A 21763-nucleotide genomic window follows, 5' to 3' on the forward strand; every position below is an offset into this window, starting at 1 on the left:
ATCGCCCAATAGCATTTCAGCCTAATCAATTTCCTTACTTCTTCCAGCCTTTCAACGCATCGGCAAAGGCATTGTTGCCAAAAGAACTGCGGCTATCATTTTGCAAGCGGTCATTTTTTTGCGTTTTTTTGCCAATTTCGGGGGAATTTCGACCGCTTGTAGGTTCTGATCTGGTTGGTTTATCATCTAAACGCATTGTAAGTGCAATACGTTTTCGAGCCACATCAACCTCTATCACTTTAACTTTCACCACATCGCCTGCCTTCACCACCGAGTGCGGATCTTCCACAAACGAGTTGGAGAGCATTGAAATATGCACCAAACCATCTTGGTGGACACCAATATCCACAAAGGCACCGAAGTTTGCCACGTTAGTTACTGTGCCTTCTAAAATCATTCCTGCTTTTAGGTCGGAAATGTCTTCCACACCGTCCATAAACACAGCGGTTTTAAACTCTCCACGAGGGTCACGCCCTGGTTTTTCCAGCTCTTTGAAAATATCGTTCACGGTTGGCAAGCCAAACTGTTCATCTACAAAATCTTTCGCATTCAGCGAGTGGATTTTCGAGCCGTTACCCATTAATTCTGCCAAGGTGGACGTAGTCGCCTGTAAGATTTTTTCCACAATTGGGTAAGCCTCTGGATGAACGCTTGAGGCATCTAACGCATTTTTTCCACCAATAATTCGCATAAAACCAGCACACTGCTCAAAGGCTTTAGGCCCTAAACGAGGGACTTTTTTCAACTCAGAACGGCTATTGAAACGTCCGTTTTCATCACGGAACGCCACAATATTTTGAGCCAGCGTTTTTGTCATTCCAGCTACACGGGCTAATAGCGGAGCGGAAGCGGTATTGAGATCTACGCCTACCGCATTGACACAATCTTCCACCACAGCATCTAATTTACGAGCCAGCTGGGATTGGTTCACATCGTGCTGATACTGCCCAACGCCAATTGCTTTCGGCTCAATTTTTACCAATTCAGCCAATGGATCTTGCAAACGGCGAGCAATCGATACCGCACCTCGCAAAGAAACATCGAGGTTCGGAAACTCATTTGCTGCAAATTCAGAAGCAGAATAAACGGAAGCACCTGCCTCACTCACCACCACAGTTTGTGGTTTGTTTTCTTTAATTTCCTTAATCACCTCTTTGGCGAAACGCTCGGTTTCTCGGGAAGCCGTACCATTACCAATCGCAATTAATTCCACATTGTGCTTGTTAATGAGCGTGAAAATTGCCATTTGAGCTTCTGCCTCTCGCCCAGTGTGTGGATAAACGGTTGCAGTATCTAATAATTTACCCGTATTATCCACAACGGCCACTTTCACTCCCGTACGCAAACCTGGGTCTAGCCCCATTGTATTTCTTGCCCCAGCTGGTGCTGCCATCAGCAGAGCAGAAAGATTGCGAGCAAAGACATCAATCGCTTCGTCTTCAGCTTTTTCACGCAAACTGCCCATCAGTTCAGTTTCTAAATGCAGAGCGGCTTTGATTTTCCACGTCCACGCAATCACCTGCTCACGCCATTTGTCAGCAGGTTGATTATTGAAAATAACGCCTAAATGTTCACGGATAATTGTTTCACAATGGCTGGTTTTGCTCCCCTCTTCAGCGTCAGGATCCGCATTTAACGTTAGCGATAAAATGCCTTCATTTCTCCCACGGAACATCGCTAACGCTCGGTGAGAGGGTACCGTTTTAAACGGCTCACTATGGGCGAAATAGTCACGGAATTTCTCGCCCTCTTGCGCTTTCCCCTCAATCAATTTAGATTCAAGCGTAGCGTAAGCGGTCAAATATTGGCGGAGTTTTGCAAGTAGCTCAGCATCTTCTGCAAAACGTTCCATTAAAATATATCTCGCCCCATCTAACGCTGCTTTCGTATCAGCTACGCCTTTTTCAGCATCCACAAAGTTTACCGCTAAGGTTTCAGGATCTTGTTTCGGATCGTTCCATAAGGTTTCTGCCAATGGCTCGAGCCCCGCTTCAATTGCAATCTGCCCACGAGTACGGCGTTTTGGTTTGTAAGGCAAATAGAGATCTTCTAGCTCCGTTTTGCTTTCACAATGCAGGATTTTGTCACGCAACGCATCAGTGAGTTTACCTTGCTCGTCAATGGATTTCAGAATGGTTTGACGGCGGTCGTCCATTTCACGCAAATAAATTAAGCGAGTTTCAAAATGGCGAAGCTGGGTGTCGTCTAAACCACCAGTGACCTCTTTACGATAGCGGGCAATAAATGGAATGGTATTCCCTTCATCTAATAGACGAATGGCGGCTAAAATTTGATGAGATCCAACATTCAGCTCATTAGCAATAATATGGCTAATTTGAGTATTTAGCTCATTGGTTATTTCGGTCATTTACTTTCCTTTCAATAAAATTGCTCGTTGTTTGTCTAATTTTTCGAGCTTAGTTAAGGTTTCCGTTATTTTATTCAGATTCGGCTCTTTTTTCGCACATAAAATGATGTTTTCTAAAGTATCTGCCTGATGATAATAAGGTGCTTCGCTTTCAACTGCTTGTTCAAATTGATGATAAGCTTGCTGAAATTGACCTTGCTTACATAAAAAAGTACCGTAATTATTTAAAACATCAGGTCGATTTTTACTTAAATTTAGGGCAGTTTGATAGGATTTTTCAGCATTTTCAGTATCCCCTGTTTTTTGATAATAGTACGCCAATACCGAATAAGGTAGATAATCCTTTTCATCGTGAATCAGGGCTTTATCAATATTTTGTTTCGCTTTGGGGAAATTGCTCTGCTCTAAATAAGCCAAAGCAAGATTAATGCGAGCTTTCACCGCTTCCGATCGATTAAATTCTGCGTCAGAGGAAGGATGAAAGCGAGAAGAACAAGCTGCTAATAAAAATAGTATTATACAAGCGGTTATTTTTGAGAAAAATTTTGCAAACATAGTGTTCTCCTACAACAAAGGGGTTAATTTTACTGTTCCACAAAAGCTAAGACTAGCGATTTTCTTCAAGAAAGGAAATTTTTTATATGACTTTTTCGACGCAGATCACAAAAAGAACGAAGGCAGGAAAACCTGCCTTTCATTTTAAATGCAAATTTATTGCGTTCTGACCTCAATTCCTTGTCCAAATTTACGTTTTTCAAGGGTGCGTTTGGTGCGGTCAATCACATCACCAGCCAGCTGTCCACAAGCCGCATCAATATCATCGCCTCGAGTTTTACGCACAGTGACAGTAAAGCCGTATTCCATCAATGTTTTTTGGAAGCGATCTACACGAGAGTTTGAACTCTTGCCGTACGGCGCTTCTGGAAATGGATTCCAAGGAATCAAGTTAATTTTACACGGCGTATTTTTTAACACCTCCGCAAGCTGATGAGCATGGTCGGTGCTGTCGTTGATATGATCTAACATTACATACTCAATAGTGACTTTACCGTGGTTAGCATTTGATACCTCAAGGTATTTGTTCACTGACTCCATCAACATTTTGATGTTATATTTTTTATTAATTGGTACTAAAACATCACGCAATTCATCGTTTGGTGCGTGGAGTGAAATCGCTAACGCCACATCTATTTGCTCACGCATTTTATCTAATGCTGGCACAACCCCTGAAGTTGAAAGCGTTACACGGCGTTTTGATAGACCGTAAGCGAAATCATCTAACATAATTTCCATTGCTGGAATCACATTATTCATATTCAATAATGGCTCACCCATACCCATCATTACGACATTAGTAATAGGGCGAACACCCGTCACACCAAAATTGCCGATGATTTTAGAAGCACGCCATACCTGCCCAATAATTTCTGAGACAGTTAAGTTGCGGTTAAAACCTTGCTGAGCAGTTGAGCAGAAAGTACAAGCCAATGCACAGCCCACTTGTGAAGAAACACAAAGGGTTGCACGATCATCTTCTGGGATATAAACAGTTTCGATTTGCTGCTCCCCCACTTGCATTGCCCATTTAATTGTTCCGTCTGCCGAGCGTTGTTCTACCGCCACCTCTGGTGCTTTAATTTCAGCAATACATTTTAACTTTTCACGTAATACTTTATTGATATTACTCATATTGTCGAAATTTTCTTCGCCAAAATGATAAATCCATTTCATCAGCTGATCGGCCCGAAACGGCTTTTCACCCATTTCAGCAAACAGCTCGCGCATTTCTTGGCGATTTAAATCTAATAAATTAATTTTCTCTTTTGGTTGCTCTACTGAGCCACAATCAGGATTAGTGATTTGTTCTGACATAAAGTTTGAAAGCCTCGTTATTACACGGTTTGTGGCAAAAGGTTAGTTTTGCGAGAATAATTTCAAAGGGTGTTAATTCTACTGATTCTTGCCAATTTAGGCTAGTTATTTTTTCTTAACGCAACAGCGAATATACGCTTGTTAAACAGGAAAAATATAACCTTATAAAAAACAAGCCTATTTACATTCAAGCCAATGATCTATAGAATATGCCACGATAATAATCATTCTCAACAAAATAAGGAGGCTGAAGATGAAATTATCAAAAATCAAAAAAGCTCTCGTATTAACTTTAGGATTTAGCTCAGCCATTGCAATGGCTGAACCATTCAAAGTTGTGACTACATTTACCGTAATTCAAGATATTGCCCAAAATGTTGCGGGCGACAAAGCAGTGGTAGAATCCATTACCAAACCTGGAGCGGAAATTCACGATTATCAACCCACACCTAAAGATATTGTAAAAGCCCAAAAAGCGGACTTAGTCTTATGGAACGGAATGAACCTTGAGCGTTGGTTCGAGCGTTTTTTTGAAAATGTGAAAGGTAAGCCAGCTGTTGTAGTCACAGAAGGTATCGTTCCAATGCCAATTACAGAGGGCGAATACAAAAACTTACCAAATCCACACGCTTGGATGTCTACTGACAATGCGCTTATTTACATTGAAAACATTCGTGCAGCTTTAGTAAAATACGACCCTAAAAATGCCGAAACTTACAATGCGAATGCAGCAGCTTATGCTCAAAAAGTAAAAGGCATCGCCGAACCACTTCGCCAGCGTTTGGCATTTATTCCCGAGCAACAACGCTGGTTAGTGACTAGCGAAGGGGCATTTAGCTATCTTGCCAAAGACTATAACTTAAAAGAGCTTTATTTATGGGCAATCAACGCCGAAGAGCAAGGCTCACCAAAACAAGTTAAAAAAGTCATTGATGGCGTAAAAGCAAATAAAATTCCTGTTGTCTTTAGTGAAAGTACTGTTTCAGATAAACCCGCTAAACAAGTGGCAAAAGAAACTGGCGCATTATATGGTGGCGTAATTTATGTGGATTCGCTTTCAGAAAAAGACGGCCCTGTACCAACCTACTTAGATTTGCTGAATGTGACCATCAGTACGATTGTTGAAGGTTTTGAACGCAGTAAAAATAACTAGAGTTAAAATGACAACACATTCAACCTCCATTTCCGTCGAAAATTTATCTGTCCGCTACAACAACGGGCATATTGCTTTGCACAATGTTTCATTCCATCTTGAAGATGGTACTATTTGTGCATTAATCGGTGTAAATGGAGGGGGTAAATCCACTCTTTTTAAGAGTTTAATGGGGCTAGTAAAACCGCTTACAGGCTCCATTAAACTTGGTCAATTACCTATTTCCAAAGCCTTAAAGCGAAATTTAGTCTCTTATGTGCCACAAAGCGAAGAGGTTGATTGGCAATTTCCTGTTTCTGTTTATGATGTCGTGATGATGGGGCGATACGGCTATATGAATTTTTTGCGTATTCCTCGTGAAATTGATAAACAAAAAGCAGAACACGCAATGGAGCGCGTCGGCGTTTTACATCTTAAAGCACGACAAATTGGCGAACTTTCTGGTGGGCAGAAAAAGCGTGTATTTCTCGCTCGGGCCCTAGCTCAAGAAAGTAAAATCATTTTGTTAGACGAACCCTTTACGGGCGTTGATGTAAAAACTGAAAATGCGATTGTTGAACTTCTTAAACAACTAAAAAGTGAAGGGCACTTGATTTTGGTCTCCACCCATAATCTTGCAAGCGTACCGAGCTTTTGCGATCAGGTGTTAATGATTAACCGCACGCTACTTGCAAGCGGTCAAATTGAAGAAACATTTAACAATCACAATTTGGAAAAAGTATTTGGCGGTTTATTGCATTATCAAAAATAACACAGATAAATAAAAAATAGGGAGGCAGATAACAATGCACTCCCTATTTTTTTATACGTTACATTAACTTGACTTAGCCAACAACTCGGGAAGATCGAGAGTAGAGAGCAAAACTTAATAAAAAAATAATCGCTTGCACTAAAATAATTGTTGGGCCTGTGGCAGCATCAATATGATAGCTTAGCAACGTGCCAAATACCGATGAACCAACCGAAATCAATAATGCAATCATCAGCATTTTATCAAACCGCTTTGTCAGCAAATACGCCGTAATTCCTGGCGTGATAAGCATAGCAACCACTAAAATTACCCCAACTACTTGCATCGCACTGATAATGGTTAAAGCAAGTAGCGATAATAATCCATAATGTAATAATTTCACTGGTAAACCAACCACTTTTGCCTGATTCATATCAAAGCAATAGAGTAAGAAGTCTTTGCGTTTAATTAGCATCACACTGAAAGTGAGCAATGTAATCACGAAAGTTTGGATTAAATCGCTTGTGGTTACCCCTAATAAATTTCCAAATAAGATATGGGTTAAATGCTCACCAGTGTTGAATCCAGTAAATAAAATAATCCCAACGGCAAACATTCCTGAGAAAACAATGCCCATTACCGTATCTTCTTTTAAACGGCTATTTTCCTTTAAATAACCAACCGATAATGCACAAAATAAACCTGAAGAAAAAGCGCCGATAGATAGCGGCAACCCTACAAGTGAGGCAATCACAACACCAGGAAGCACCGCGTGAGAGATTGCATCGCCCATTAACGACCAACCTTTGAGCACTAAATAACAAGAAAGTACCGCACTCACACTCGCCACTAAAATCGCAGTAATTAACGCAGTTTGCATAAACTCAAATTGCAAAGGTTCTAAAATCCAATTAAGCATTTTTTACCTCTACATTTAATAATTTACGCTTTTGTGTGATTAAGCCATATTTCGGAGCAAAGCAAAATGCCACTAGGAAAATCAACGTTTGCAAACAAACAATCACCGCTCCTGTTGCACCATCTAAAAAATAACTTAAATAAGCACCAAAACCTGAAGTAAGTGAACCGATTAGCATTGAAATCATCATCAATCTTGGAAAGCGATCCGTTAATAAATACGCTGTCGCCCCTGGCGTAACTACCATAGCAATCACTAAAATTGCCCCAACGGTTTGCAGAGCAACCACAACGCAAGCACTTAATAATGTAAAGAAAATCACTTTATAGCGAAGCGGAGAAAGCCCTACCGAAAGTGCGTGATGCTCATCAAAAAAGACCAATAATAAATCTTTCCAAAACAGCACCAGACCAAGCAGGGATAATGCAATAATGAATACAACTTGCCATAAATCCTCATCCGCAATGCCCAAAATATTCCCCATTACAATTGAATTCACATCAACCGAAGTTGGGTTAAGCGAGACAATAAACATCCCTAATGCAAAAAAAGTAGTAAAAATAAACCCGATAACCGCATCTTCTTTAATTTTCGTGAGGCTTTTTACCCAAAGAATGGATAATGCAGCCAAAATCCCTGAAAAAAACGCGCCAACGGCATAAGGTAATTTCAGTGCATAAGCAATCGCAACACCTGGCACTACAGCGTGAGATAAGGCATCACCAATCAAAGACCAGCCTTTTAACATTAAAAAGGCGGAGAGAAACGCACACACAAGTCCGACACCCACACTAACAAAAATCGCTTTTTGCATATAATTGTAGGCAAAAGGTTCTAATAAAACATCAAGCATAACATCCTAAAAAGTTGTTGATAATAGTTCGCATATCCTAACACATAAACCACTTTTTATGTATGAGTTTTACTCAATATCCAGCTTAAAATCGTAAGGATTCGGATAACGATAAACAAACCCTAACTCCGCACAAATCTTTTCTGCCTTAACAATTCTTACAAGCGGTCGATTTTCTTGAGAAAATTGCAAATCACCCAAATCAAAACGCTTCGCCATTTCGCTATAATACGCCTGACGAGTTGGATGCTGCTCAGCACACAGATGAAAAAGACGTTTACCATTTGGCTTTGCCAAAAGCAAAGAAATAGCCGCAATGCAATCGTCCAAATGCACTAAATTCACTGGCTGTTCCGCACCACTTAAATTTTGTTTGCCCGCTAAATAAAAAACAGGATGTCGCGTCTTACCAACAAGCCCTGCTAGCCTCAAAATATCGCAATGAATCGGCAAACTGAGCAACCACTTTTCCACTCTAGCTAAAAGAGAACTTAGAGCAATTTCTGAGTTTTCATCAAAAATGCCCGACTCCATTGGCAACACAGAGGTTGAGCTGGTAAAAAGGATATGCTTTAAACCATTTTCTATTGCAACCGAAACTAATTTTTGAATCCCTGAAAGATAATTTTCATGTGCTATTTTTGAAGGAGGTAACGCAATTAACATAGCCTCAGTCGCTAACAAAGGCTCAAGGTCATTACCAATGATCAGATTATTCAAATCAAGCGGATAACATTCAATTAGCATATCAGACACGACTCTTTTCGAGCCAACCACGTGCCAGCCCTCTTTTTTCATCTGTTCTGCTAATGGCAACCCAAGCCAGCCTAAACCAATAATTGTCAGTTTTTTCATTTTTACGTATTTATTTAAAATCCAAACAGGTAATACCAGTTAATTAGCAAACACAAAATTGCTCAAAAAAAAAAACAATCATGTATAATGCTTCCGTAACTTAGAAATAGCGTTACTTCATAAGCTATCAGCCAATCATCGGCTATTTTGCTTAATTTTACAAATTAATATGAGGATTTTATGAAAAAATTAACACTCGCACTCTTTATCTCTGGTTTTGCATTATCAGCACAAGCAAGTGAATATCCTGCTGAATGTAAAGAATTAATTGACTTAACTTTTGAAGCAGCTGAACTACAGCCAGAAATCAAAGCACAATTAGGTATGACTAAAGAAGATATGTTAAAAGTATCTGAAGATGCTTGGAAAACGATGAGCGATGCAGACAAACAATCTGCACTTGCAGGCTGTAAAGCTGCTGCAGGGCAACAAAAACAAGTTATTGAAGCATTAAAAGCTCAGAAGAAATAATATTTCAAATCAAATCCATGCTACGGCATGGTTTTTTATTTCTCAATAAAATTGAGCTACAAAAAAAGCACCTCACGGCGCTATCTGTTCTTTTTAGGATTGGAGCGGGAAACGAGGCTCGAACTCGCGACCCCGACCTTGGCAAGGTCGTGCTCTACCAACTGAGCTATTCCCGCATATTGACTATTATCGAAATGGTGCCCGAGGCCAGACTTGAACTGGCACGCCCCGAAAGGCGAGGGATTTTAAATCCCTTGCGTCTACCGATTCCGCCACTCGGGCTCCGATAATAAGTTATTTTTTAATTTTGTTTTTCTAAATGGTGCCCGAGGCCAGACTTGAACTGGCACGCCCCGAAAGGCGAGGGATTTTAAATCCCTTGCGTCTACCGATTTCGCCACTCGGGCGACACGATATAGAAAAATTGGAGCGGGAAACGAGGCTCGAACTCGCGACCCCGACCTTGGCAAGGTCGTGCTCTACCAACTGAGCTATTCCCGCAAATTTAGTTTAAATTGTTGATTTTCTAAATGGTGCCCGAGGCCAGACTTGAACTGGCACGCCCCGAAAGGCGAGGGATTTTAAATCCCTTGCGTCTACCGATTCCGCCACTCGGGCGACACGATATAGAAAAATTGGAGCGGGAAACGAGGCTCGAACTCGCGACCCCGACCTTGGCAAGGTCGTGCTCTACCAACTGAGCTATTCCCGCATTTAAAAACGCTACGAACTTCGTAGCGTCTCAACTGGTGCATATTCTATGGATTTCCGATTTAATGTCAAATAAATTTAGTGGAAATCTGTAAAAAATGGTTTAAGTGGCGAAAAATAGTGCTTTTTTGTAAAATTTTTACGAAATTTGACCGCTTGCAACTCTCAATATGCCAACTAGCACGCTTTGATGCTGAATTTAGCATTATGGCGTTCTCTTTCACTTTTCGGATCTGAGATGGCTAGATTTTGGTGCGAAACATACCTCTTATTATGGCTTCATTATTTTTCACTGACTTTTTATTTTCACAGTTGCAAAATTTTAGTGAAAAATCACCGCTTGTTGCTACTCAGCGACTTTTGCTAACAGTTCCGCCACGAATGCTAAACGTTCAGCGTTATCTTCTAATGATTTACTAAACCTAAATTTTAGTGGACCGTCAAATTTATAGCACCCCTTATCTGATTGAATTAACTGTAAAAATTTCATCGGATCGGGTTGTGCCGTTGGTTTAAACTCAAGGTAGCCACCGTTGATGCCTGCATCAATTTTCTTCAAACCAAGAGGTTGGGCGGCGAGCCTGAGCTGGGTGATCGCAAACAGGTTTTTGGTTGCCTCAGGCAGCAAACCGAAGCGGTCAATTAACTCCACTCTGAGATCGTTGAGATTTTGCCGATTTTCTGAACTTGCGATCCGCTTGTAGAATGAAAGTCGCATATTCACATCTGGCAAGTAATCATCAGGAATTAACGCTGGTACGCGTAACTCAATATCCACTTGATTTTGGGTGATTTCGTCTAGGCTTGGCTCACGCCCTTCCTGCAAGGCTTTGACTGCATTTTCGAGCAAGTCCATATAGAGCGAAAAACCAATGCTCTCAATCTGCCCACTCTGCTCACTACCTAACAACTCACCTGCCCCACGGATTTCTAAATCGTGGGTGGCAAGCGCAAAACCAGCACCGAGATTATCAATAGTACTCATCGCCTCCAAACGTTGCATCGCATCTTTGGTAATCAACTTAGGCGGCGGCGTGAGCATATACGCATAGGCTTGGTGATGAGATCTGCCAACTCGTCCACGCAGTTGGTGAAGCTGTGCCAAACCAAATTTATCTGCCCGTTCGATAATAATAGTATTGGCGGTTGGTACATCAATCCCTGTTTCAATAATAGTTGAGCAGACAAGCAGGTTAAAGCGTTGATGATAAAAATCACTCATCACTCTCTCCAACTCTCTTTCTCGCATTTGACCGTGCCCGATAACCACTCGTGCCTCTGGCACTAATTCGGATAATTTCTCTGCACAGTTCTCTATCGTTGCCACATCGTTATGCAGATAATAAACCTGCCCACCGCGTAAGATTTCCCGCAAGATTGCTTCACGGATTATGGATTCATCGTTTTGGCGAACAAAGGTCTTAATCGAAAGTCTGCGAGCAGGCGGGCTGGCAATAATCGACAGATCTCGCATTCCATTTAACGCCATATTCAAGGTTCTCGGAATTGGCGTAGCGGTCAGCGTTAGAATATCGACATTTGCTCTCAGCTGTTTAATCTTCTCTTTTTGACGCACACCGAAACGGTGCTCCTCATCAATCACCAACAATCCGAGATCATAAAATGCCACATCATCTTGCAGTAGCTTATGTGTACCAACTAGAATATCAACCTTACCTTCCGCTACTTTTTGCAAAATCACTTTCTGCTCTTTAGCGGTCTTAAAGCGAGACAACACCTCAACATTTACTGGATAATTAGCAAACCGATTTTTAAAATTCTCGTAATGTTGTTGAGCAAGTAACGTGGTTGGGGCAAGAATGGCAACCTGTTTATGGTTCATCACAGCCAAGAAAGTAGCACGAATCGCCACTTCAGTTTTACCAAAACCAACGTCACCACACACCAGCCTATCCATTGCTTTCGCTTGGCACATATCGCTAATCACAGCGTTGATAGCCATTTTTTGATCGTCCGTTTCTTCATACGGGAAAGAAGCACTGAACTGGTCGAATTCCGTTTTATCGTATTGGAAAGCAAAGCCTGTTTGGCTCTCACGCTTGGCATAAATATCAAGCAGATCGGCTGCCACATCACGAATTTTCTCCGCCACTTTCTGGCGAGTTTTCACCCAAGCCTCACTGCCTAATTTGTGCAACGGAGCAGTTTCCTCAGTTCCGCCGATATAACGGCTAATTAAATGCAGTGAGGCAACGGGCACATAGAGTTTGGCATCATTGGCGTAATGCAATACCAAATATTCCGCTTTCATCCCGCCAGCGTCTAACACGGTCAAACCGCCATAGCGACCTACGCCGTTTTCTAAATGCACGACTGCTTGCCCGATTTTGAGTTCTGCCAAGTTGCGAATCAGCGTGTCAGGATTAACGGTTTTGCGGTTCTTCTCACGGCGATTCTGTTGGACTTTTTCGCCAAGAAGATCCGTTTCGCAAATTATTGCTAAATGTTGACCGCTTGTTTCAACCATAAATCCTTGATCCAACGACGAAATCATCAATGCAAGCGGTGGGATTTCATTGGAAATTAGCGAAATTTGTTGTGGCTTCACCCCAATCGGTGCGAGCAATTCGAGTAAAGTTTCCCGCCGCCCCTCGCTCTCCACCGAAAACAGAATATTGCCGTTGAATTTCTGGCGGAATTGTTGGAACGCCGCAAACGGCTCTTTCGCTCCCGATTGAATGGCAAGCTCTGGCAAATTAGCCACATTTGCATTCATTTTCGCTGCAGATTGACGGATTTTTTCTGCTGTTATCGTAAGTCGTGGATATCCTTTCAACCTACGATTTATCTCATCAATCGTAAACCAAAGATCGCTCGGTGGCAGTAACGGACGCATTGGATCCACACGGCGGCTCTCATAACGATTTTGCGTATCTTGTTGAAATTGCTCCGCTTTTTGTTGAATATCAGCAAAAGTGATCAAGAGCGTATTGCTAGAAAAATAGTCAAATAGGCTTGCCATTTCAGCAAAAAATAGTGGTTGCCAATATTCGATTCCTGCATTCAAAATACCTTTACTTACCTGCTGGTAGATATGCTCTGGCTCACGGCGTATTTCACCGAAAGTTTCTCGGAATTTGGTTCTAAAATGCTCGATCCCATTACTATCTGTTGGGAATTCGTGGGCAGGTAATAAATTGATTTCGGCGATTTCTGCTTTAGTGCGTTGATTATCCACATCAAAAGTACGGATTGAATCAATTTCATCATCGAAAAAATCAAGCCGAAATGGCTCGTCTGCCCCCATCGGATACAAATCTAAAATGGCACCCCGAACCGCATATTCACCATATTCCAATACTTGATCCACCGCACGATAACCTGCATTTTCCAGTTGTAAACGGAGATGTTGAATCGAAAAGCGGTCGCCTTTTTTAATTAGCAGCACATTGTTGCTTAAGTAGCTCGGCGGACAGACCTTCTGCATTAAGGTATTGATTGGCAAAAGGAAAATCTGCTTTTTACCCTGTTGTAATTCAAACAATGCTGATAAGCGAGTAGAAATAATGTCTTGATGCGGTGAGAAATTATCGTACGGCAGCGTTTCCCAATCAGGGAAAAGTTGCACAGGTAATTCTGCAAACTGTGGCAACGACTTCTCTAAACGCAACGCAGTGCGAGTATCTGGCGTCACGACTACCGTTAAGCCGTTAAAGGCTTGAGCAGCTTGGCTAATAGCTAATGTATCAGAATGCCCGACCAAATTGCCAAGCGTTTGATGATCTTGAAAATTGCCATCTGATTTTGGCAAAGAAAATGAAATTAGAGACATACAAGCGGTCTATTTTTGCTAAAAAATTGTAAATTGGCGTTAGTTTACTAAAGCAAGCTTGATTGTGCAAAAATAAGCTGAATAATTATTCTATCTTGCCCAATAGCATTGCTTAAAATTTCTGATAAAATACGTTCCTTTTTAATTATATTAAACACAATGATGAAAAATAAAATCTTAGGCAGTGCATTAATGATTGCGGGCACAACCATTGGTGCAGGTATGCTTGCAATGCCACTCACCTCTGCGGGTATGGGGTTCGGTGCAACGGCTTTATTACTAATTGGGCTTTGGGCATTATTGGCTTACACTGGTTTATTGTTTATGGAAGTGTATCAAACCGCTCCACAAAAAGATGCTGGCGTGGCAAGCCTTGCTGAGCAATACTTCGGCATAATGGGACGTGTGCTGGCAACCTTTAGTTTATTAGTTTTACTATACGCGTTACTTTCTGCTTATATTACAGGTGGTGGTTCGTTACTTGCGGGTATTATGCCTGAAATAGCAGATGCTGACATGAAACTTAAAATCAGTATTTTAGCCTTTACTGTCGTATTAGGTGCTTTTGTGGTTATCGGGGTAAAATCCGTTGATGGTTTAACCAGGGTATTATTTCTTGGAAAGATCGTCGCTTTTATCGCCGTATTAATGATGATGCTGCCAAAAGCTCAATTAGAAAACTTAACTGCCATTCCGTTAGATAATTTACTGGTGATTTCTGCTGTGCCTATTTTCTTTACAGCATTTGGTTTCCACGTCATTATGGCAACAATTAACACCTATTTAGATGCAGATATCGGTAAAATTCGTAAATCAATTTATATCGGTACAGCTATTCCATTAGTTGCCTATTTATTGTGGCAATTCGCCACACACGGTGTATTAAGTCAAAATGAATTTACCACCATTCTTATGCAAGACCCGACATTAAATGGATTAGTTACCGCAACCAGCCAAATTACAGATAGCACAGTTTTAGGCGAAATGGTTCGACTATTCTCTGTACTTGCTCTCATTACCTCATTCTTAGGCGTATCTATGGGTATTTTTGAAGGTATGAGCGATTTATTAAAACGATTAAATTTACCGGCTAACCGTTTATGGTTAACTATTGCCACTTTCACCCCACCGCTGTTATTTGCACTGTTCTACCCAGATGGTTTTATTATGGCATTAGGTTATGCTGGGCTACTCTTTGCATTCTACGGTATGATTTTACCCATCGGTTTGGCGTGGAAAGCACGCAGCCAGCACCCAAATCTACCTTATCGAGTAATCGGTGGTAATTTAGCCTTAGTGGTTGCATTAATTGCTGGTATCATCATTATGATTATTCCATTTTTAATTCAGTTAGGTTATTTACCACAAGCTATCGGCTAACCAATGAGAAAGGCTGCGAAGTTGCAGCCTTTTTAACAATGACAAGCGGTCAAATTTCATTAATTTTTTGCAAATTTAGCCAATTAATTTATATAAAGCCCTGATTTGTTCTTCTTTTAATGCACCGCCTACTTTTTCTCTACCAACAAAAATCTTAAACATCGCATTGCCTTTCTTGTTAATAAAAATCAGGGAAACGGTACGCTTGCCCATAAATTGTCTATCAAGCAAGTAGATTTTGGCACAATTTTCATAACGTAAATGCCCTTGTAAGCCACCGCTTTCTTTATGTTCAAAATTGTAAAATCCACGCGAAATTGAACCGCTTGGAAGCTTACCAACAAACTCTACAATCGCATCTTCCGTATGCACAATAAAAGTGATTGAATCGTCCCACTCGTGAATGTCTTGTAGAATTTCAGCAAAACGCTCTCCACCTGTTACTTTAAGCATATCCGATGGTAGGCTAAGCATTACCTCTTCCAGCGAGCATTGATATTTCGAGGCAACCATCTCTAAAATTTGAGCTGGATTTTCTTTTAATTCATTACGTAAAGCTATTTGTTGTTCTGGTAATAACATAAATTCTTCCTAAGAAAAGAGAGCCTTAACCTAAAGCTCCCTTTATAAAATAAATAATTAGAAACGATACTCAAAACTTGCTGAGAAATTCCGTCCTGGCTCGTAGTAGCGTTGCAAACCTGGATAACCACCATATTTGTGGTTTTCACGAACGCCGACAGAATTAACCGCACCACCCGTTGTATTTAAACCACGTAATGTATCCCAAGTGTGATATTTACGGTTAAATAAATTGTAAACACCCGCACGCAAAGTAATATTTTCTGTTGGTTTATAAAAACCATATAAATCAACGATAAAAGCTTTTGCGTTTAAATGCTTCCATTTATCTAAACTTGTTTCGTGAGCATATTCGGTACAGCGAACCTCATATTCATTCCCCCAATATGGATAGTAAGGATTTGGGGTTTTCTGCTCTTTCACACATTTTTCTGGTAATGTTTTAAAATATTTTGCCTCTTTCGCTTTTTTCGCACCTAAAAACGTTAAACGCGAGAAGATGCCCCACTTACCCTCTGGTTGCTCATAATCTAAACCAATAACAGCTTTGATCGGCTGAATAGAGAGTAAATCGGCTCCATTTGACATATTTCCCTTGCTATAACCTAATGAGCCAAATAGCTTCCAACCCTCAGGAATAGATATAGCAGAATTCAAATTCCATTTACCCGTTACTTCTAGACCATAGATTTTCGCAGCGTCTATATTTTGCATTTGTTGAACAGGTCGCCAAAACTCTTTGCCATAAGCCTGATAAACATCCCAAGTTTCTTGCTCCCATAAAAAATCTTTATACTTTGTATGGTGCAAATTCACGGAAAATTGCCCTGCATTACCTTGCCCTTGCAGGCTTAAATTTTGGGTTAAACTATGTTCCGCTTTTAAGTTGGGGTTTGACATCCACGCTCCAGCAGCATTATTTCGATAATCGAAATACATTTCTGATGCATTTGGTATACGAAAGCCAGTGCCAATATTATAAGCCACTTTCCAAATATCATTAACTTGCTTTTCTAAGCCTGCAGTCCAAGTTATCTGGTTAAATTTAGCATTCTCTGTTTTGACACAATTTTGACATTTTAAGCCGGCAAGTTCCTTTTGTTCGTATTTCGCCCAGTCATAACGAATACCGACTTTCGCTTCCCAATTATTGGTTAAGTCTATAATGTCTTGTAATAATAAATAATCTTGCTTGCTTTTAATTGGGTGCATCATTGTTGAATTCGGCAAATGCGACCAAGCACCAGATACATAAACTGAGTCTTTATGTAGCACATCAAAATTTCTTTGTGCTGTTGAGGATTTGAATGAGAATTGATGAGTTGATTTACCCAATTCTAAAACTTGGCTGTCTATACGGAAGTTTAAACGTTTTAATTCTGTACTAAAAATACGAATATTCGTATCACTAGGCATTCGTTCTTGAGCTGGCGTCCATTTAGTTGCAGGCTCTGCTCGCTTTCCTTCATAGTTATAAGCTGATGTTTCTGTATCTTGATAATCTATATCAGCTTTTACGGAAGCAATCCACTTAGACTCTGGGAAAAATTCATAAAATACATTGACAGTATTACGCTTACTACGATCTTCCGCCTCACGCCAATATGAACTTAAATAAACGGCAGAATCCTCAATAATATAATTATTGTTATTTTGACCACTATACGAAATACCAATACGATGTTTATCGTTAAAACGGTAAGCAAATTTTGCCAAGTAACTATGATTTTTATGAGTAGAATCATCAGGCGTTTGTTTACTTCTACCAATAGTTCTGGTGTATAACGAATCTTCAGGAATTGTATAGCCGCCAGCACTTTCCATTTCATGACCATAACGATTTGAGTATAATAATACAGCTTCTGCTTGCTCACCTAAATACCCAACACCGAACGTATTTATCCATTCATTATTACGAGTGGCATAACCTGTACGATAAAAAGCACCAAATTTATTGCTATGACGCACAATATCATCAGCCTCAAGTGTCCGATAATTAACCCCGCCTCCCAAGTGTCCGCTACCTTGATTAAAAGAATCTGCTCCTTTTGATACTTCAATAGTACGAACTAACTCTGGATCAATAGATTGACGAGACGTATTTAAATTACCATAACGTTTATAAAGAGAATTTTCCTCAGAATCAGGCAGTGCTACTCCATCAATACTTATTCCAATACGATTATCCTCAACTCCGCGAATAGCAAATCCTTTTTGATGCCTACCTTGATTGACAACCCCAACATCAGGGCTATAGCGAACTATATCTCGATTATTTTGAATAAGTTCTTGTTGAATTGCTTCTTTCGCTTTTCTCTCTAATGACGCTTTAACGTCTCCTTGAGCTACAACACGGATTTCAGATAATTCCGCAACCTCTTTAGCATACAACGTATGCGATATCAAAATACTATTTATGCTTAAAGCTAACAGACTTAACTTTAATTTATGTTGGTTCGCAGAATAATGAATAAACAAAATCGTTCTCCTTAAGTAAATATTAATCAATTTTTGATTATTAAATATATTATCAACGACATCAATCTTGCAGTCAATAATGATTATCATATTGCTTTATAGGTTTAAGTTAATTTATAATTCCTCAAAATAGTTAAAAGACTTAATAAGGAGACATAATGACAACAAACCGTCAAGAAGTATTACAAAATCGCTTAGGACCTGAAATCGAAGATTTAAAACAGCAAATTAAGACCATTGTAATGGCAACACTAGATAAAGATGGCACACCAAATGTAAGCTACGCACCTTTTGTCATTCATAACGGCGAATATCAAGTGCTTATTTCTACCATTGCTCGTCACGCACGTAATTTACTTGAAGTACCAAAAGTGTCTCTTATGCTCATTGATGATGAGAGCAAAAGCCGCGAAATATTTGCTCGTCGCCGTTTAACCTTTGAGGCAACAGCCAGAATGATTACACGTCAAGAAACGGAATGGCAAACAGCAATTGAAGCATTAAAAAACCGCCACGGTCATTTAGTTGATGAGCTAGCCAAGATGCAAGACTTTACCTTATTTAGTTTTAAGCCTATCTCAGGATTATTTGTAAAAGGCTTCGGCAAAGCATTTGATGTGGGAGCTGATGATTTAATCAACTTAGTACATCTCGATCAAGGGCATCAAAACATATAATACTCATATTCTCCCAAACGGCTATAAATCAATATTTATAGCCGTTTCATTTTATACAAGCGGTCATATTTCTTGGAAAATTTGCAATGATTTTAGTACAATAGCCCACACAACTTTATCGGCAAAAATGCCAATCAAAAAGGAAATCCTATGCAACCTAAAGCAAAATTCAGAAAAGATTACAGAGCACCAGATTTCACCATTACTGATATTTATCTCGACTTTCAGTTAGATCCTGAACGCACATTAGTCACCTCAACATTAACCATTGAACGTAAAAATGTTGAAGCAACTATGCTTAAATTAGACGGACATAGTTTTGATTTCCTTTCTATCAAATTTAATGGCAAGCCGTTTTCTTGTTACCAAAAAGATGATGAATCTTTAACGCTAAATTTAGCAGATATGCCTTCTGACCGTTTCGAGCTACAAATTGAAACAGCCTTAAATCCTGCACAAAATACCTCTCTACAAGGTTTATATCAATCGGGCGATGGGCTTTGTACACAATGTGAGGCTGAGGGTTTTAGACAAATTACTTATATGCTTGACCGCCCGGATGTACTTGCAAAATATACAACAAAAATTACCGCTAGTAAGAGTAAATATCCCTACCTACTTTCAAATGGTAACCGCATCGCACAAGGCGAGCTAGAAGACGGTAAACATTGGGTAGAATGGCAAGATCCATTTTTTAAACCAAGCTATTTATTTGCATTAGTGGCAGGTGATTTCGATCTTCTAGAAGATAAATTTATTACCAAAAGCGGGCGTGAGGTTAAATTAGAAATTTATGTGGATCGTGGCAATTTAGATCGTGCCCCTTGGGCGATGGAGAGCCTAAAACGCTCAATGAAATGGGACGAAGACCGCTTTGGTTTAGAATACGATTTAGATATTTATATGATTGTTGCCGTTGATTTCTTTAATATGGGAGCAATGGAAAATAAAGGCTTGAATATTTTCAACTCTAAATTCGTATTAGCCAAACCAGAAACTGCAACGGATAGTGATTATTTAGATATTGAGGCTGTCATTGCCCACGAATATTTCCATAACTGGACAGGCAACCGCATTACTTGCCGTGATTGGTTCCAATTAAGCCTAAAAGAGGGATTAACCGTCTTCCGTGATCAGGAATTTACCTCTGATTTATGGGATCGCTCAGCAAAACGTATTGAAGATGTGCGTTTACTGCGTACCGTACAATTTGCAGAAGATGCCAGCCCAATGGCACACCCAATTCGCCCAGAAAAAGTCATTGAAATGAATAATTTTTATACCGTAACCGTGTATGAAAAAGGCGCAGAAATTATTCGTATGATCCACACACTACTAGGCGAAGACAATTTCCAAAAAGGAATGAAGCTATATGTGGAAAGACACGATGGTTCAGCCGCAACTTGTGAAGATTTTGTGAAAGCAATGGAAGAGGCTTCAGGCATTAATTTAGCACAATTCCGCCGTTGGTATAGCCAATCAGGTACACCCGAATTAACTATTTCGGATGAATATGATGAAACACATAAAACCTATCGCTTACATATTTCGCAAATGACACCGCCAACGCACGATCAGCTGGAAAAATTAAACTTACATATTCCACTGAAAGTAGCATTATATGGCGAAAATGATGGAAAACCCATTCCATTACAAAATGAACTATTAAAAATAAGTAATGTGTTAGATATCATTGCAGAACATCAAACCTTTGAGTTTCATCATGTCACACAACGTCCTGTGCCTGCATTATTATGCGACTTCTCCGCTCCAGTACGTTTAGATTATAACTATACTACTGAACAACTTTTAACTTTACTCAAATATGCTGAAAATGATTTTGTTCGTTGGGACGCTGCACAAATGCTCTACACTAACGAGCTGCGTGAAAATTTAAGCCGTTATCAGCAAAGTCAGCCGTTTAGCTTCTCGGAGGGTTTAGTGGATGCCCTCACTTTCGTGTTAGATAATTCAGCAACTTCGCCTGAATTAACCGCACTAACACTGACACTGCCAAAAGAAACCGAATTTGCAGAATCATTTAAAAACATTGACCCTATAGGTATTGCTCTTGTGCGTGAGTTTATGCAACATTCGATTGCTCAAGCACTACAAGATAAATTATTAGCCGTGTACAACCAAAACAAATGTAGCGATTACCAAGTGGTTGCCAAAGATATTGCTAAACGAGCCTTAAATAATGTTTGCTTAAGCTATTTAGCCTTTACCGACTTAGGCAATCCCCTTGTACATAAACACTACCGTAATGCCAATAATATGACCGATACCCTAGCTGCACTACAAGCTGCGAGTAAAGCTCAGCTTAGTTGCCGTGACACATTATTAACTGACTTTGAGGAAAAATGGAAACACGACAGCTTAGTAATGGACAAATGGTTTATGATTCAAGCTACTCGGCCAGATAAAAACGTATTAGCGATTGTGCAAGATTTAATGAAACACCCAAGTTTTAATTTTAACAATCCTAATCGCTTGCGTTCATTGGTAGGAGCATTCTGCAGCCAAAACCCGAAAGCCTTCCACGCAATTGATGGTTCAGGCTACCGCTTCTTGGTAGATACGCTGATTAAACTCAATGAAAGCAACCCGCAAGTGGCAGCACGTTTAATTGAGCCACTCATTAAACTCTCTCGCTATGATAATCAACGCCAAACCCTAATGCGTCGTGGGTTAGAACGTTTACGTGAGATGGACAATCTCGCTCGTGATTTATTTGAAAAAATCGACAAGGCATTAGATTAAATCAGCAATACCATAATACAAGCGGTTAAATTTCTAAAAAAGTTTGCAACTTTTTGAATAAATTTAACCGCTTACTTATTCATCTCTCATCTAATATAAAAATTGGCTAAAAAACACCAAAGAAAATAGCACTATAAACTCTCATAATAACTAGATAA

At 40.0% G+C, this 21763-nt stretch carries 15 protein-coding genes and 6 tRNA genes; 6 read left to right on the forward strand and 15 right to left on the reverse strand.

Translation table 11 applies throughout. From position 1 onward, the window contains the following. Positions 1-34: 34 nt before the first annotated feature. From GM698_RS02655 to GM698_RS02665, 3 genes are all read right to left on the reverse strand, one after another. On the reverse strand, positions 35-2368 hold the full coding sequence (locus GM698_RS02655; RefSeq protein ID WP_209289625.1) for a Tex family protein: 2334 nt from the start codon (positions 2366-2368) through the stop codon (positions 35-37). Beyond that, a complete protein-coding gene (gene pilW / locus GM698_RS02660; RefSeq protein WP_209289626.1) occupies positions 2369-2923 on the reverse strand; it encodes a type IV pilus biogenesis/stability protein PilW in 555 nt (184 codons plus the stop codon). A gap of 156 nt (positions 2924-3079) precedes the next feature. Further along, on the reverse strand, positions 3080-4240 hold the full coding sequence (locus tag GM698_RS02665) for a bifunctional tRNA (adenosine(37)-C2)-methyltransferase TrmG/ribosomal RNA large subunit methyltransferase RlmN (protein WP_159629169.1): 1161 nt from the start codon (positions 4238-4240) through the stop codon (positions 3080-3082). A 253-nt stretch (positions 4241-4493) separates the two neighbouring features. Between GM698_RS02665 and GM698_RS02670 the strand changes: the two genes are divergently transcribed. Further along, positions 4494-5393: a metal ABC transporter substrate-binding protein gene (locus tag GM698_RS02670; RefSeq protein ID WP_176807953.1), complete on the forward strand. Its 900-nt coding sequence runs from the start codon at positions 4494-4496 to the stop codon at positions 5391-5393. 7 nt (positions 5394-5400) lie between these two features. Next, a complete protein-coding gene (locus tag GM698_RS02675; protein ID WP_176807952.1) occupies positions 5401-6144 on the forward strand; it encodes a metal ABC transporter ATP-binding protein in 744 nt (247 codons plus the stop codon). Positions 6145-6217: 73 nt separating this feature from the next. On the opposite strand, the gene GM698_RS02680 is transcribed toward GM698_RS02675, so the two are convergent. From GM698_RS02680 to GM698_RS02690, 3 genes are all read right to left on the reverse strand, one after another. Beyond that, complete coding sequence (locus GM698_RS02680; RefSeq protein ID WP_176807951.1) at positions 6218-7042, reverse strand: metal ABC transporter permease; 825 nt, start codon at positions 7040-7042, stop codon at positions 6218-6220. Beyond that, complete coding sequence (locus tag GM698_RS02685) at positions 7035-7895, reverse strand: metal ABC transporter permease (RefSeq protein ID WP_159629165.1); 861 nt, start codon at positions 7893-7895, stop codon at positions 7035-7037. The genes GM698_RS02680 and GM698_RS02685 overlap by 8 nt, the downstream gene beginning before the upstream one ends. A gap of 69 nt (positions 7896-7964) precedes the next feature. Next, the gene (locus tag GM698_RS02690) at positions 7965-8750 is read right to left on the reverse strand and encodes a GDP-L-fucose synthase (protein WP_176807950.1); all 786 of its coding nucleotides are present in this window, start codon (positions 8748-8750) and stop codon (positions 7965-7967) included. A 180-nt stretch (positions 8751-8930) separates the two neighbouring features. Here GM698_RS02690 and GM698_RS02695 point away from each other — a divergent pair, with 180 nt between their 5' ends. Beyond that, the gene (locus GM698_RS02695) at positions 8931-9221 is read left to right on the forward strand and encodes a hypothetical protein (protein ID WP_159629163.1); all 291 of its coding nucleotides are present in this window, start codon (positions 8931-8933) and stop codon (positions 9219-9221) included. A gap of 100 nt (positions 9222-9321) precedes the next feature. Here the strand turns inward: GM698_RS02695 and GM698_RS02700 are convergent. From GM698_RS02700 to mfd, 7 genes are all read right to left on the reverse strand, one after another. Then, positions 9322-9397 (reverse strand) — tRNA-Gly (locus GM698_RS02700). Between the two features lie 19 nt (positions 9398-9416). Further along, positions 9417-9503: transfer RNA gene (locus GM698_RS02705), tRNA-Leu, on the reverse strand. A gap of 38 nt (positions 9504-9541) precedes the next feature. Continuing rightward, positions 9542-9628: transfer RNA gene (locus GM698_RS02710), tRNA-Leu, on the reverse strand. Between the two features lie 18 nt (positions 9629-9646). Beyond that, positions 9647-9722 (reverse strand) — tRNA-Gly (locus GM698_RS02715). Between the two features lie 30 nt (positions 9723-9752). Beyond that, positions 9753-9839, reverse strand: a tRNA-Leu gene (locus GM698_RS02720). 18 nt (positions 9840-9857) lie between these two features. Further along, positions 9858-9933, reverse strand: a tRNA-Gly gene (locus GM698_RS02725). Between the two features lie 345 nt (positions 9934-10278). Continuing rightward, a complete protein-coding gene (gene mfd / locus GM698_RS02730; RefSeq protein WP_209289627.1) occupies positions 10279-13725 on the reverse strand; it encodes a transcription-repair coupling factor in 3447 nt (1148 codons plus the stop codon). Positions 13726-13887: 162 nt separating this feature from the next. Between mfd and GM698_RS02735 the strand changes: the two genes are divergently transcribed. Next, positions 13888-15105: an aromatic amino acid transport family protein gene (locus tag GM698_RS02735; RefSeq protein ID WP_176812833.1), complete on the forward strand. Its 1218-nt coding sequence runs from the start codon at positions 13888-13890 to the stop codon at positions 15103-15105. A gap of 75 nt (positions 15106-15180) precedes the next feature. On the opposite strand, the gene hutX is transcribed toward GM698_RS02735, so the two are convergent. Together hutX and GM698_RS02745 are read right to left on the reverse strand one after the other, a co-directional pair. Next, the gene (hutX, locus tag GM698_RS02740; RefSeq protein WP_176807948.1) at positions 15181-15687 is read right to left on the reverse strand and encodes a heme utilization cystosolic carrier protein HutX; all 507 of its coding nucleotides are present in this window, start codon (positions 15685-15687) and stop codon (positions 15181-15183) included. Between the two features lie 57 nt (positions 15688-15744). Further along, the gene (locus GM698_RS02745; RefSeq protein ID WP_238348741.1) at positions 15745-18165 is read right to left on the reverse strand and encodes a TonB-dependent hemoglobin/transferrin/lactoferrin family receptor; all 2421 of its coding nucleotides are present in this window, start codon (positions 18163-18165) and stop codon (positions 15745-15747) included. Between the two features lie 158 nt (positions 18166-18323). Here GM698_RS02745 and hutZ point away from each other — a divergent pair, with 158 nt between their 5' ends. Together hutZ and pepN are read left to right on the forward strand one after the other, a co-directional pair. Beyond that, positions 18324-18842 carry a heme utilization protein HutZ gene (hutZ, locus tag GM698_RS02750; protein WP_176807946.1) on the forward strand — a complete coding sequence of 173 codons (519 nt, stop codon included), beginning with the start codon at positions 18324-18326 and terminating at the stop codon, positions 18840-18842. A gap of 150 nt (positions 18843-18992) precedes the next feature. Next, a complete protein-coding gene (gene pepN / locus GM698_RS02755) occupies positions 18993-21605 on the forward strand; it encodes an aminopeptidase N (protein ID WP_176812264.1) in 2613 nt (870 codons plus the stop codon). Positions 21606-21763: the final 158 nt, after the last annotated feature.

Source organism: Mannheimia sp. ZY171111, from assembly GCF_017750945.1.
In the GTDB taxonomy this organism is placed as follows: Bacteria; Pseudomonadota; Gammaproteobacteria; order Enterobacterales; family Pasteurellaceae; genus Mannheimia; species Mannheimia pernigra.

What these genes read in the sequence shown, in the direction of transcription:
- GM698_RS02675 (WP_176807952.1), top strand. Translation starts at nt 5,401, where the DNA reads ATGACAACACATTCAACCTCCATTTCCGTCGAAAATTTATCTGTCCGC.
- hutZ (WP_176807946.1), top strand. Translation starts at nt 18,324, where the DNA reads ATGACAACAAACCGTCAAGAAGTATTACAAAATCGCTTAGGACCTGAA.
- pepN (WP_176812264.1), top strand. Translation starts at nt 18,993, where the DNA reads ATGCAACCTAAAGCAAAATTCAGAAAAGATTACAGAGCACCAGATTTC.
- GM698_RS02685 (WP_159629165.1), bottom strand. Translation starts at nt 7,895, where the DNA reads ATGCTTGATGTTTTATTAGAACCTTTTGCCTACAATTATATGCAAAAA.
- GM698_RS02680 (WP_176807951.1), bottom strand. Translation starts at nt 7,042, where the DNA reads ATGCTTAATTGGATTTTAGAACCTTTGCAATTTGAGTTTATGCAAACT.
- hutX (WP_176807948.1), bottom strand. Translation starts at nt 15,687, where the DNA reads ATGTTATTACCAGAACAACAAATAGCTTTACGTAATGAATTAAAAGAA.
- GM698_RS02695 (WP_159629163.1), top strand. Translation starts at nt 8,931, where the DNA reads ATGAAAAAATTAACACTCGCACTCTTTATCTCTGGTTTTGCATTATCA.
- GM698_RS02655 (WP_209289625.1), bottom strand. Translation starts at nt 2,368, where the DNA reads ATGACCGAAATAACCAATGAGCTAAATACTCAAATTAGCCATATTATT.
- GM698_RS02735 (WP_176812833.1), top strand. Translation starts at nt 13,888, where the DNA reads ATGAAAAATAAAATCTTAGGCAGTGCATTAATGATTGCGGGCACAACC.
- GM698_RS02690 (WP_176807950.1), bottom strand. Translation starts at nt 8,750, where the DNA reads ATGAAAAAACTGACAATTATTGGTTTAGGCTGGCTTGGGTTGCCATTA.
- pilW (WP_209289626.1), bottom strand. Translation starts at nt 2,923, where the DNA reads ATGTTTGCAAAATTTTTCTCAAAAATAACCGCTTGTATAATACTATTT.
- GM698_RS02670 (WP_176807953.1), top strand. Translation starts at nt 4,494, where the DNA reads ATGAAATTATCAAAAATCAAAAAAGCTCTCGTATTAACTTTAGGATTT.
- GM698_RS02665 (WP_159629169.1), bottom strand. Translation starts at nt 4,240, where the DNA reads ATGTCAGAACAAATCACTAATCCTGATTGTGGCTCAGTAGAGCAACCA.
- mfd (WP_209289627.1), bottom strand. Translation starts at nt 13,725, where the DNA reads ATGTCTCTAATTTCATTTTCTTTGCCAAAATCAGATGGCAATTTTCAA.